Raw genomic sequence first — 12,710 nt, 5'->3', positions numbered from 1 at the left:
CCCGTCTCGCCACCGCCCGTGGTCGAGACGCAAGAAACCGCCAAGAGGAGCGCGTACATGACCGTGATCAAGCAGGATGACCTGATCCAGAGCGTTGCCGACGCCCTGCAGTTCATCTCCTATTACCACCCCGTCGATTTCATCCAGGCCATGCACGAGGCCTACCTGCGCGAAGAATCCGCCGCCGCGCGCGACTCCATCGCTCAGATCCTGATCAACTCGCGGATGTGCGCCACCGGCCATCGGCCGATCTGCCAGGACACCGGCATCGTCACCGTCTTCGCCAAGGTCGGCATGGACGTGCGCTGGGACGGCGCCACCCTGAGCCTGGACGAGATGATCAACGAGGGTGTCCGTCGCGCCTATAACCTGCCGGAAAACGTCCTGCGCGCCTCGATCCTGGCCGACCCGGCCGGTGCCCGCAAGAACACCAAGGACAACACCCCGGCGGTGATCCACTACCAGATCGTTCCCGGCAACACCGTGGAGATCGACGTCGCGGCCAAGGGCGGCGGCTCCGAGAACAAGTCGAAGATGGCCATGCTCAACCCGTCCGACTCCATCGTCGACTGGGTGCTCAAGACCGTGCCGACCATGGGCGCCGGCTGGTGCCCGCCGGGCATGCTGGGCATCGGCATCGGCGGCACCGCCGAGAAGGCCGCGGTGCTGGCCAAGGAATCGCTGATGGACGAGATCGACATCCATGAGCTCAAGGCCCGCGGCCCGCAGAATCGTTTGGAAGAGCTGCGCCTGGAGATCTTCGACAAGGTCAACCAGCTGGGCATCGGCGCTCAGGGCTTGGGCGGCCTGACCACGGTGCTGGACGTCAAGATCAAGGATTACCCGACCCACGCCGCCTCCCTGCCGGTGTGCATGATCCCCAACTGCGCCGCCACCCGCCACGCCCACTTCGTGCTCGACGGCTCCGGCCCCGCCAGCCTGGAAGCCCCGCCGCTGGACGCCTATCCGGAAATCGTCTGGGAAGCTGGTCCGAGCGCTCGCCGCGTCGACCTCGACACCCTTACCCCGGAAGAGGTGCAGAGCTGGCAACCGGGCGAGACCGTGCTGCTCAACGGCAAGATGCTCACCGGTCGCGACGCCGCCCACAAGCGCATGGTCGACATGCTCAACAAGGGCGAGCCGCTGCCGGTGGACCTCAAGGGCCGCTTCATCTACTACGTCGGCCCGGTCGATCCGGTAGGCGACGAGGTGGTGGGGCCGGCCGGACCCACCACGGCCACCCGCATGGACAAGTTCACCCGTCAGATCCTCGACCAGACGGGTCTGCTGGGCATGATCGGCAAGTCCGAGCGCGGTCCCATCGCCATCGAGGCGATCAAGGACCACAAGGCGGTCTACCTGATGGCCGTGGGCGGCGCCGCCTACCTGGTGGCCCAGGCCATCAAGGGCGCCCAGGTGCTGGCCTTCCCGGAACTGGGTATGGAAGCCATCTATGAGTTCGAAGTGAAGGACATGCCGGTGACCGTGGCCGTGGACACCCGTGGCGAATCGGTGCACATCACCGGTCCGCAGCTGTGGCAGAAGAAGATCGCCGACAGCCTCGCCGTCGAGATCTAGGTTCCGCCCCACGAAAAAGCCCAGCCCAGTGCTGGGCTTTTTCGTTCAGCGCCTGGGTTCCAGTACTTGCCACTGCTCCGGCCAGTCGCGACGGATGAACACCTGGCCATGGGTCCGCACCTGCCGCACCTCGTCCAGATCGAGGTCGGCATAGAGCCATTGGCTGACGTCTGGAGAGAGTTCTGCGCTCTGGGCGATCACGCCGTCCGCAGGCATGCCACGATCCGGCGGGACGAAGAGGCCGGCCCGACCGACATTTTCGTCCAATGCCGGCGACCAGGGCGCCAAACCCACCGTCGGCGACTGCAAGACGGCGACCTGGTTCTCCAGCGCCCGGGCCTGGGCACCGATCCGCACCCGATGGAACCCAGCGACGGTATCGGTACAACTCGGTACCAGAATCAGGTCCGCGCCCGCTTCGGCTAGGTGGCGGGCCAGCAGCGGGAATTCGCTGTCGTAGCAGATCAGGATGCCGAGACACCCGAGGGCCGTATCGAATACCTGCAGGCCTTCGCGGCCACCGGAGATGTTCCACTCTTCCCGTTCGAAGCGGGTCATCATCAGCTTGTCCTGATGGCCCAGGCAGCCCTCGGGGCCGAACAGCCAGGCGCGATTGCGGTATTGGCCGTCGCTATCCAGGACGGGAAGCGAACCGGGCAACAGGTACAGCCGCAGCCGGCGTGCCAGGCTTTCACAGAGGTCGCGCCAAGCCGGAATCAGTGGCTGGATGCCAGCGATGGAGCCCTGCAGATCGCTGCGCTCGTCGGGCGGCAGCTGGCCGCTGAGCACCAGGCCGGCGTATTCGGGCAATAGCAGCAGCTGACTGCCTTCGGCTGCGGCCTCCTCACAGAGGTCGGTCAGGTGCGCGGCATAGGCGTCCCAGGTCTCCAGCAATTCGATGGCGTATTGGCAGGCGGCGAGGCGGATCATGGCAACTCCTTGAGCCAGAAGGTCATGGGTTTGGGCGATTCGACCATCTCGTCGAGATCCTGCCAGAAGTAGTGGGTCAGCAATTCCGGATGCTCGACGAAGCCCTCGCCATGCCAGAGGCCGTGTAAGGGTCGATAACCCGCTGGCCGGCGCGGATGGTCATCTGGACGCTGCACGGCGCAGAAGGCGCACCAGGCGAAGCGCCCCAGTTGCCGGGCCCGCGCCTCGCGCTCGGCAAAGAAGCGCCGGCCGAGTCCCTGGCCCCGGTAGGCCGGCAGCAAGAGGGATTCGCCGAAGTAGTAGATCCGTTCCACCGGCCATCCCTGGGCGAGGAAGGGCTGCTGGAATTCCGCAGTCTCGTCCACCAGCGGCAGGGCGGTGGCGGCACCCACCACCCGCCCGGCATCGCGAACCAGCACGCAAAGGCTATCCGGCGCCTCCGCATAGGTCTGCAGATAGCGGGACTCGTAGTCCAGGGTGCCGTCGTAGAGATAGGGAAACTCGCGAAAGACCGCGATGCGCAATTCGGCGAGTTCGGGAATCAGCGGGGTGATGGCAGCGCCGTGGAGGAGTTGGATGTCCATGGACTCTTCTGGTTAAGCAGGAGACGTGAATGGCTATGTCGGCTTCGTAGCGGCACCCTACCATGTGCGGGCAAAGCCATTTTTTCGTCCACGACAGGAACCGCCATGACCACGACCGACCTCATCGACGCCTATTACGCCGCCTTCAATGCCGGCGATATGGACATCTTTCTGGAGTTGCTCACCGAGGATGTGGTCCACGACATCAACCAGGGCGAGCGTCAGGTGGGCAAGGCCGCCTTCGCGGCCTTCATGGCGCACATGAATCGCTGCTATCGCGAACGCCTGACCGATTTGGTCGTCATGGCCGAACCCAGCGGGCGCCGCGCCGCCGCCGAATTCGTCATCCACGGCGAGTACCTGGCCAGCGACGAAGGCCTGCCGCCGGCCAGCGGCCAGACCTATCGCCTGCCGGTAGGGGCCTTCTTCGAGATCCGCGACGGCAAGGTGGCGCGGGTGACCAACTACTACAACCTCAACGACTGGATCGCCCAGGTCGGCGGCTGACGTCCGTCAGTTGACGGGAGCACTGCCCGCCGGCAGGAGTCGCATGGAGACCACCCCTGACCCCGGAGTTTCCATGCCCACCCTTCCCAGCGATTCCGTCTGCAGCCTGGCCCCCGTCTTCGCCATCCAGCCCGACCAGCTCGAGGCCTTCAAGCGCCTGGGCGAGGCCATGCTGCAGCGCACCCAGAGCGAACCCGGCTGCCTCTACTACGGTTTCTGCTACGACGGCGCCACGGCGCGCTGCCGCGAGGGCTACCGCGATGCCCAGGCGCTGCTGGCCCACCTGGACAACGTCGGCGATCTGCTGGAACAGGCCCAGGCCATCGCCACCCTGGAGCGCTTCGAAGTATTCGGCGCGGCCGATCAGCTGGAGCAGCTACGCGAGCCGCTGGCGGCGCTGAACGCCCGCTTCTTCGTCATGGCCGCAGGCTTCCGCCGCTAGCCTGGGGCGGCTTCTGCGGCGGCGCCAGACGCGGCAGCAGCACCTTGAGAATGCGCTTGCGGGTCGGCACCACCAGCCGCTCCTGGAACAGCACGCAGAGCACCACCACCGCCAGCAGGAACAGCCAATACCACTCGATGGAATTGGTATAGGCCCCGGCGGCAGCGATACAGACCTCGCGATTGCCGCTGAGACAGGCCTTGAGATCGCCGCCGATCAGCTGCTCCAGGGTCATGTAGATGCCCGACAGGGGCACGTGCAGGGCGAACATCGACAGCGACGCTGCGCCCAGCCGCGGTGACCAGTGACGGATGCGCTCACTGGCCGGCTCCTGAGCCAGCGCGGCCAGGTAGACCAGGATCAGCTGTGACGGCAGGAACAGGCCGTTATGGAACAGGAAGTACCAGAACTTGGGCCCATGGGTGAACAGTGCCGTACCCAGGGCGAAGCTCAGGACCAGGTAGCTCGCCAAGAGCACCCGCTGCCGCTCCGACGGTGCCCAGCCTCGCTCGTACTGGCGGCGAAAGATGGCATACAGCAGGATGCCGGCGAGAAACTCCGGCAAGCGGAACAAGGGCACCCGCTGCAGGAGGCCAGTGAAGGGCATGCCGTAGTTCTGGTTGGCGATCACCAGCAGCGGCGGGATCAGATAGAGCGCCCAGACCAGCAGCAACAGCTGCCAGGGACGTTCACTGGTCATCAGCCGCGGTGCCAGCTTGGGAAAGGTCAGGTAGAAGAAGAACAGCGCCGAGATCGACCAGAGCGGCGCATTGAAGGTGAGATAGTAGGGATTCCAGGCCTGCAGCATGAACAGTTGCAGCACGGCGTTGAAGGCCAGCTCCACGTTGGTCATGAAGTGCTGGAACAGCTCGGGGTTGGTCCGTGCCAGGGGCTCGTTGGTGTCGAACACCACGAAGCGGATGCTGGCCGTGGCCGCACCCGGCGGTATGTCGAGGCTGCCGATCCAGGTCACCACCGCCATCGCCAGCAGCAGCGCGAAGATATGGATCGGATAGAGGTTGGCGAACCTCTTGACCCAGAAGCTGCGCGCCGGCTCGCGCAGGCTGCCACGGCCGCAATAGACATGGGCGAGCAGAAAGCCGGAGAGCACGAAGAAGGTGCTGGTGGCGAAGAAGCCCATGCTGGTGATCTCGTCCAGCAGGGGGATGGTCTTGCGCTCGGGATAGAAATGGATGGTGTGGTAGACGACCACATAGAAACCCATCAGGAACCTGAGCCACTCCAGACCGATGAAGCGGTGTTTATCTAAAGTCTGCACTAAGGCGTTACTCGTCTGGCCTCGTCCGCGGGACGATGGGTCCGGCCTACCTGCACCGGATCGGTTATGTTACCCGCACCTGACCACCAGGGCTGCTAACCGCGCCCCAGTACACCGATCACCAAGCGATCCAGCGAACCCCACAGCCACTCACGCGCCCGTCGCCACCAGGGACGACTGCGCCAGAATTCCAGGGTGATCTCGCGGCTCTGGGCGAAATCCTTGACGAAGCTGGCCGCCACCGCCTGGCTCAGACCGCGATCCACCGCCTCGACATTGGCCTCCAGGTTGAATCTCAGATTCCAGTGATCGAAATTGCAGGAGCCGACGCTGACCCAGTGGTCCACCAGCACCATCTTGGCGTGGATGAACCTGGGCTGGTATTCGTAGATGCGCACGCCCGCGCGCAACAGGCTGCGGTAGTAGCGCTGCCCGGCGAAGCGCACCGGTGGATTGTCGGTATGGCGACCGGTGAGCAACAGGCGCACGTCGACGCCACGCCGCGCCGCGCGCCGCAAGGCCCAGCGCACGCGCCAGGTCGGCAGAAAATAGGGTGTGGCGAACCAGATGCGCTCCTGACCACCCACCAGGGCGCGGATCAGCGCCTGCAGGATGTCGCGGTGCTGGCGGGCATCGGCATAGGCAACCCGGCCCTGACCTTCCTGGGCAACGGGCGGCGGCGGTGGACGCTCGCGTCCCCGCCGCGGTCGCGGCTTCCAGGCGCGGCGGCGACGGACCGCTTCCCATTGCCGCTCGAACAGAGCCAGCCAGTCCGCCACCAGTGGCCCCTGGATACGCACCATCACCTCGTGCCAGTTGCAGTCGCTCTTGGCCGGATCCCAGAAGTCATCGGTCGCGCCGCTGCCACCGACAAAGGCCTCTTCGCCGTCGATGACGAAGATCTTGCGATGATCGCGGTGCAGGTTGTGCAAGCCATGACCGAAGCGCACGGGATTGAAGAGCCGCAGCTCGGCGCCCGCTTCTTCCAGCTGGCGGCGCAAACCGGCGTCCATCCGCAGGGTACCGAAGCCGTCGAACAGGCAGCGCACCACGACGCCCCGACGGGCCGCCTCGGTCAGCGCCACGAGCAGCTGCTCGGAGCAACTACCGGCTTCTACCAGATAGAGTTCGACATCGATCTGGCGACTGGCGCCAGCGATGGATTCGAGCATGGCCGGAAAGAACCGACCGCCGTCCACCAGCAATTCGAACCTGTTGTTTTCCCGCCATGGAAAGACGGCGCCCCGCATGCTTCCTACTCCGTGCCTGTGGCCATTGCATAAGAAGGCGCGGACGAAGGTTCGTTCAGTGGCGGTCGTGGTTTGGCTGGCGAGTGCCGGCCTGGAAAGTCTCGCCAGCCCTGGCACGCCGCCTGCCCGACGGCCTGCGCCGATGGTTGGCGGCGCGCCTAGAGCGTCGGCTCGGGGCGCCGGGAGATCCAGTCCACCTGCTGCGGGAAGCGTCCGGTCAGCTCGGCGCTCAATGGCCGGGAAACCAGGAAGCCCTGCATGATCTCGCAGCCATGCTCAAGCAGCCAGTCGCGCTGTTCCAGGGTCTCCACCCCTTCGGCGATGACCTCCAGATCCAGGTTGCGGCCCAGTTCGAGGATGGTGCTGACGATGGCGGCATCGCGCGAGGAATCCAGCATGTTGGCAATGAACAGCTGATCGATCTTGAGGGTATCCAGTTCGAAGTGACGCAGATAGGCCAGCGAAGAATAGCCGGTGCCGAAGTCGTCCACCGCGATACGCACGCCCAGCGCGCGCAGTTGTGACAGCTGCGCCCGGGTGTAGTCGATGTCGTGCATCAGCGCCGATTCGGTCACCTCGATTTCCAGCTGCTCGGGCCGCAGCTGGTGGGTCTCGATGATCTGGCGCAGACTCTCCGTCAGTTGCGGCATGCCGAATTGCACCGGGCTGAGATTGATGCTCAGCAGCAGTTCGTCGCCATAGATCTCCTGCAGGGACTGCAGCTTGGTCGCGCCTTCGCGGAAGATCCAGTCACCGATGCGGTTGATCAGCCGGGTCTCTTCCAGCAGCGGGATGAAGACACTGGGCGAGACCTTGCCGGCCACCGTGTGCTCCCAGCGCAGCAACGCCTCGAAGCCACGCAGGCGACCGTCGCGCAGATAGACCTGCGGCTGGTAGGCGAGGACGAAATCCTTGTTGTCGATGGCATTGCGCACGCTTTCTTCGAGCATCAGCCGGGAACGGGCACGGCCATTCATTTCCGGCGAGAAGAAACGGTATTGCTGACGACCGCCACGCTTGGCCTCGTACATGGCGATGTCGGCGGATCTCAGCAGGCCGTCCACGGTGTGGCCGCAGTCGGGATAGCTGGCGATGCCGATGCTGGCGCCCAGGCTGACCTCCATGCCATCGATGCGATGCACCGTGGCCAGCAACTCCAGCAGCTTTTCGGCGACCCGGGCAGCATCCTCGGGATGTTCGAGGGAATCGAGCAGTGCGGTGAATTCGTCGCCGCCCATGCGCGCCAGGATGTCGTAGGGCCGCATGCAGCTCTTGAGCTGCTCGGCGACGATGCACAGCACCCGGTCACCCGCTTCGTGGCCGAGGGAATCGTTGATGCGCTTGAAGCCATCGAGATCGATGTAGAGCACGGCCATGCGCTTGCCGTTGCGGCCGCTGCGCGCCAGCGCCGCTTCCAGCGTCTGGTTGAAGCCGCGGCGATTGAGCAGGCCGGTCAGGGCATCGGTGACGGCCTGGGATTCCAATTGGTCCTGCAACTCGCGCATGCGCGACATGTCCAGGGCGATGATGACCATGGCCCGCTGCATGCGCGGCAGCGGCGCGCAAGATAGTGCCACCGGCAGGCTGTCGCCGCGGTTGGTACGCAGGCGCGCGTCGTGCAGGCGATAGGTCTCGCGGCGGTCGTAGTGCTCCATGAAGGGCGAGGTCTGCCAGTCGTCGAGACCGCTGCCGCCTTCGAGGAAGTCGAGAAAGTTGGCGTGTACCAGGTCGCTGACGCTGCATCTCAACATGCGGGCGATGGCGGCGTTGGCGAAGGTCACCCGACCCTGCTCGTTGACGGTGAGGATGCCCTCGGCGGCGTTGTCGAGCAGCGAGTCGCTGAACGACTTGGCCAGCTCCAGCTGCTGGGTGGCCTGCAGCAACTCGCGGCGATTGCGCTCGTGATCGAGCAGCGAGCGTACCTTGTGCCTGAGGATGTTGGGATCGACGGGCTTGAGCAGGTAGTCCACCGCACCGGTGGCATAGCCACGCAGCACCGATTCGTATGAGTGGGCTTCAGCGGAGACGAAGATGATCGGCGTGAAGCGGGTGCGCAGGTTGCTGCGCATGATGCGCGCCACCTCGAAGCCGTCCATGATCGGCATCTGGACGTCGAGCAGGACCAGGTCCACGGTTTCGTCCAGCAGGTATTGCAGGGCGCGCTCACCCGAGGCGGCGGTGATCACCCGCCAGTTCCCGACCTCCAGCACGGCCTGCATGGCGAACAGGTTCTCCTGACGGTCGTCGACCACCAGCAACACCGGGCCTTGTTCTGTCTGCGGCAACGGGCACTCCATCAAGCCTCTTCTCCCCGCGGCGTCTGCCGCCGTGCAGCAGCCATGCGCGGCTGGCTACCCCTTCCCTTCGTGTCCGTTATGCGATGTGTCGCTCCAACCCTACTAGCGTAGCAGCCGGACAGGCGTCTGCCGCCTGCAATTTGCCAGGAGGGACCCTTCGCGACGTCTATCAGAGCGCAAAACGAAAAAGCAGTTTCCGCAACCCTTCACCAAGGTGCGGAAACTACGGGTCGCGGGCGACGAGCGGTCACTATTGGGCGGGGGTGCCAGTAGCGCCGGGCAGGGGACGCAGGTTGACCTCGACGCGGCGATTTTGCGCCCGACCATCGGCGGTGGCATTGCTGGCGATGGGCGCATCGGGACCGGCGCCACGGGTGCTCAACCGCGCCGTGGGTACGCCCTGGGCGGTCAGGTAGCCGGCGACATTCTGGGCGCGGCGCTGGGATAACTCGACATTGTGGGCGCGGCTGCCGGTGCTATCGGTGTAGCCGACGATTTCGATGCTGTTCTGATCGAACTGCTTGAAGGAATTGGCCAGGTCGTTCAGCGGCTTGTAGAAGCTGTTGGCGATATCGGCGGAATCAGTGGCGAAGGTGATGTTGCCCGGCATGATCAGCTTGATGTCATCGCCCTGACGCTGCACCTCGACACCGGTGTTTTCCATCTGCCGACGCAATTCGGCTTCCTGGCGATCGGCGTAGTAACCGTAGCCGGCAGCGGCTGCGCCCACGGCAGCGGCGCCGATCAGCGCGCCCTTGCCTCGGTGATTGTGATCGATGGCGGCACCGGCGACGGCACCGGCCAAGGCACCTAGGCCGCCGTACTTGGCGGTCTTGGAGGTACCACCGCTGGCCTGACCCTGGTTCTCGTAGGGATTGGGGGATGCGCATCCAGCCAGGGTGGCCAGGGCCAGGCTGGCGAGAAGGATACGGGTGGGCAGCGCCATGTCTTTACTCCTTGAAATCCATCGCGGCGGACAGGGGCCGCTCCTGGCAATTCTAGCTACGTGATCTGAATCGCAACTGAACGAGGCGGTAGCCACGGACACTTATCGCGATAGTGAGGCTCTAAGCCCACGATAGCCAGAATCGAAGATAGATAGCTTGCATATCGATTTTTTGCGATCTAAGGTTCGGTACAACCCAATATGACGATACGACCGCAATGGACGAGATCCTCAAGGCCCTGGCTAATCCCCTGCGCTGTCAGATCCTGGGCTGGCTGCGTGATCCCCAGCAGTATTTTCCGCACCAGGAACACGACCTGGGGACGGGCGTCTGCGCCGGCCAGATCGAGGCGCGCGCCGGACTGTCGCAATCCACGGTCTCGGCGCATCTGGCGGTATTGACCCGGGCCGGGCTGGTCACCACGCGGCGCATCGGCCAATGGGTCTTCTACCAACGCGACGAGGCCGCCATTCAGGCCTTTCTGCAACGTCTCGCTCGCGAACTCTAGTCTGCAAGGAATCCTGATGCCCGCTTCCCTCATCGTGCTGGCGCTGAGCGCTTTCGCCATCGGCACCACCGAGTTCGTCATCATGGGGCTGCTGCCCAACGTCGCCGCCGATCTCGGCGTATCCATCCCCAGCGCCGGCTGGCTGGTGACCGGCTATGCCCTGGGTGTGGCCGTCGGCGCGCCCTTCATGGCGCTGGCCACGGCCCACTGGCCGCGCAAGCGCGCCCTCCTCGCCCTGATGGGCATCTTCATCGTCGGCAACCTGCTCTGCGCGGTGGCCAGTGGCTATAACATGCTGATGCTGGCCCGGGTGGTCACGGCGCTCTGCCACGGTGCCTTCTTTGGCATTGGCGCTGTGGTGGCCGCGAGCCTGGTGCCGGAGAATCGCCGCGCCTCGGCGGTGGCCCTGATGTTCACCGGCCTGACCCTGGCCAATGTGCTGGGCGTGCCCTTGGGCACCGCCCTCGGCCAGGCCGCCGGCTGGCGTTCGACCTTCTGGGCGGTGGTGGCGATCGGCGTGGTCGCCCTGATCGGTCTCTGGCGGGTCCTACCCACCGATCGCAACCAGCCGCGCGCCGATCTGCGCCGGGAGTTGCTCGCCCTGCGGGGCCTGGGCTTCTGGTTGGCGCTGTCGATGACGGTGTTCTTCGCGGCCTCCATGTTCGCCCTCTTCACCTATGTCGCGCCGCTGCTGCAGGAGGTCACCGGCGTCTCGCCCCGTGGCGTCACCGGCACCCTGCTGTTGATCGGCCTGGGCCTGACCCTGGGCAACTTCATCGGCGGTCGGCTGGCCGACTGGCGCCTGGCCACCAGCCTGGTGGGCATCTTCGTCGCCCTGGCGCTGACCTCCGCCGCCCTGCGCTGGACCGGCCAGGCCTTCCTGCCCGCCGAGATCACCCTCTTCCTCTGGGCCGCGGCCGCCTTCGCCGCCGTACCGGCCCTGCAGATCAACGTGGTCACCTTTGGCAAGGACGCGCCGAATCTGGTCTCGACCCTCAACATCGGCGCCTTCAACGTGGGCAATGCCCTTGGCGCCTGGGTCGGCGGCCTGGTGATCGACCACGGTCTGGGTCTTACCGCGGTACCCCTCGCCGCCAGCGGGCTCGCCCTGCTGGCCCTCATCGCCACCCTGCTGACCGCCAGCCAGGCCCGCAAGAGCGGCCTGGCGACCGCCAGCTAATCAAGAGAGCTAGCCATGACTCAGCTGTTCGAGCCGATCAAGATCGGCGCCCTGGAACTGCCCAACCGCGTCATCATGGCGCCCCTCACCCGCTGCCGTGCCGAACCGGGCCGGGTTCCGGGCGACCTGATGGTCGAGTACTACGTGCAGCGCGCATCCGCCGGCCTGATCATCACCGAGGCCACCTCGGTGGATCCCATGGGCGTGGGCTATCCCGACACCCCCGGCATCTGGTCCGACGCCCAGGTGGCCGGCTGGCAGCGCGTGACCACCGCCGTGCACAAGGCTGGTGGCCGCATCGTGCTGCAACTCTGGCATGTGGGCCGCATCTCCGACCCCCGCTACCTCGACGGCGAACTGCCGGTGGCGCCGAGCGCCATCGCCGCCCAGGGCCACGTCAGCCTGCTGCGCCCCAAGCGTGACTATGTCACCCCGCGGGCACTGGAAACCGCCGAGATCCCCGGTATCGTCGCCGCCTATCGCCATGGCGCCGAAAACGCCAAGCGCGCCGGGTTTGATGGCGTCGAGGTCCACGGGGCCAACGGCTATCTGCTCGACCAGTTCCTGCAGAGCGACACCAACCAGCGCACCGACAACTATGGCGGCTCCATCGAGAATCGCGCCCGGCTGCTGCTGGAAGTGACCGATGCCTGCATCGATGTCTGGGGCGCCGATCGCGTCGGCGTGCACCTGTCCACCCGTGGCGACATGCACACCATGGGCGATAATGACCCCGCCGCCACCTTCGGCCATGTCGCCCGCGAACTGGGCCAGCGCCAGGTCGCCTTCATCTGCATTCGCGAAGCGGCCGGCAGCGACAGCCTTGGCCCGGACCTCAAGGCGGCCTTCGGCGGCGTCTACATCGCCAACGAGAAATTCGACAAAGCCAAGGCCAATGCCTGGCTGGACGAGGACAAGGCCGATGCCGTGGCTTTCGGCGTGCCCTTCATCGCCAACCCGGATCTGCCGCAACGGCTGGAACAGGACGCCGCGCTGAACGAGCCGCACCCGGACACCTTCTACAGCAAGGGCCCGGTGGGCTACATCGACTATCCGCGGCTGTAGGTTTTCAGCTGGATAGAAAAAGCCCGCCGATTGGCGGGCTTTTTTATCGGCGGGAAATAGATGACCGTAGCATCGGAGCTTTGGTTTATCGCGGCCATGGGCCGCTCCTACAGTGACGTCCGTGCCTGTAGGAGCGGCCCATG

11 protein-coding genes and 1 pseudogene are annotated in these 12,710 nt (G+C 65.3%); 6 read left to right on the top strand and 6 right to left on the bottom strand.

Annotation, left to right across the window (positions count from 1 at the left end):
- Positions 1-57: 57 nt before the first annotated feature.
- Positions 58-1,578 carry a fumarate hydratase gene (locus LRS53_RS19230; RefSeq protein ID WP_231356976.1) on the top strand — a complete coding sequence of 507 codons (1,521 nt, stop codon included), beginning with the start codon at positions 58-60 and terminating at the stop codon, positions 1,576-1,578.
- Between the two features lie 45 nt (positions 1,579-1,623).
- Here LRS53_RS19230 and LRS53_RS19225 read toward each other — a convergent pair whose 3' ends face one another.
- The gene (locus LRS53_RS19225) at positions 1,624-2,508 is read right to left on the bottom strand and encodes a carbon-nitrogen hydrolase family protein (RefSeq protein ID WP_231356975.1); all 885 of its coding nucleotides are present in this window, start codon (positions 2,506-2,508) and stop codon (positions 1,624-1,626) included.
- Positions 2,505-3,092: a GNAT family N-acetyltransferase gene (locus tag LRS53_RS19220; protein ID WP_231356974.1), complete on the bottom strand. Its 588-nt coding sequence runs from the start codon at positions 3,090-3,092 to the stop codon at positions 2,505-2,507. The genes LRS53_RS19225 and LRS53_RS19220 overlap by 4 nt, the downstream gene beginning before the upstream one ends.
- Before the next feature lie 105 nt (positions 3,093-3,197).
- Here LRS53_RS19220 and LRS53_RS19215 point away from each other — a divergent pair, with 105 nt between their 5' ends.
- Both LRS53_RS19215 and LRS53_RS19210 read left to right on the top strand, forming a co-directional pair.
- Positions 3,198-3,599 (top strand): ketosteroid isomerase-related protein, encoded by a 402-nt coding sequence (locus tag LRS53_RS19215; protein WP_017639115.1) that lies wholly within the window; start codon positions 3,198-3,200, stop codon positions 3,597-3,599.
- 73 nt (positions 3,600-3,672) lie between these two features.
- Entirely contained in the window at positions 3,673-4,041 is a 369-nt protein-coding gene (locus LRS53_RS19210; RefSeq protein ID WP_231356973.1) for a putative quinol monooxygenase, read from the top strand.
- Here the strand turns inward: LRS53_RS19210 and LRS53_RS19205 are convergent.
- The 4 genes and pseudogenes from LRS53_RS19205 to LRS53_RS19190 all read right to left on the bottom strand — a co-directional run bounded on the left by LRS53_RS19205 (position 4,016) and on the right by LRS53_RS19190 (position 9,863).
- The gene (locus LRS53_RS19205) at positions 4,016-5,320 is read right to left on the bottom strand and encodes an acyltransferase family protein (RefSeq protein WP_231356972.1); all 1,305 of its coding nucleotides are present in this window, start codon (positions 5,318-5,320) and stop codon (positions 4,016-4,018) included. The two genes, LRS53_RS19210 and LRS53_RS19205, sit on opposite strands and share 26 nt — an antisense overlap.
- A gap of 95 nt (positions 5,321-5,415) precedes the next feature.
- On the bottom strand, positions 5,416-6,570 hold the full coding sequence (locus LRS53_RS19200; RefSeq protein WP_017639112.1) for a phospholipase D-like domain-containing protein: 1,155 nt from the start codon (positions 6,568-6,570) through the stop codon (positions 5,416-5,418).
- Positions 6,571-6,728: 158 nt separating this feature from the next.
- Entirely contained in the window at positions 6,729-8,867 is a 2,139-nt protein-coding gene (locus tag LRS53_RS19195; RefSeq protein WP_173150037.1) for a putative bifunctional diguanylate cyclase/phosphodiesterase, read from the bottom strand.
- Positions 8,868-9,117: 250 nt separating this feature from the next.
- Positions 9,118-9,863, bottom strand: a pseudogene (locus LRS53_RS19190) (OmpA family protein).
- A 168-nt stretch (positions 9,864-10,031) separates the two neighbouring features.
- On the opposite strand from LRS53_RS19190, the gene LRS53_RS19185 reads away from it, so the two are divergent.
- Genes LRS53_RS19185 through LRS53_RS19175 form a run of 3 tightly spaced genes read left to right on the top strand, consistent with a single transcriptional unit; the run spans position 10,032 to position 12,567 of the window.
- The gene (locus tag LRS53_RS19185; protein WP_068382959.1) at positions 10,032-10,322 is read left to right on the top strand and encodes an ArsR/SmtB family transcription factor; all 291 of its coding nucleotides are present in this window, start codon (positions 10,032-10,034) and stop codon (positions 10,320-10,322) included.
- Positions 10,323-10,338: 16 nt separating this feature from the next.
- Entirely contained in the window at positions 10,339-11,502 is a 1,164-nt protein-coding gene (locus tag LRS53_RS19180) for an MFS transporter (RefSeq protein ID WP_017639108.1), read from the top strand.
- A gap of 15 nt (positions 11,503-11,517) precedes the next feature.
- Positions 11,518-12,567 (top strand): alkene reductase, encoded by a 1,050-nt coding sequence (locus LRS53_RS19175; RefSeq protein WP_231356971.1) that lies wholly within the window; start codon positions 11,518-11,520, stop codon positions 12,565-12,567.
- Positions 12,568-12,710: the final 143 nt, after the last annotated feature.

Origin of the sequence: Pseudomonas sp. PLB05 (assembly GCF_021106615.1) — a bacterium.
GTDB classification, from domain to species: Bacteria; Pseudomonadota; Gammaproteobacteria; order Pseudomonadales; family Pseudomonadaceae; genus Chryseomonas; species Chryseomonas benzopyrenica.
The sequence above is the reverse complement of the archived record's forward strand: the minus strand, read 5'-3'. Positions and strand labels throughout refer to the sequence as shown.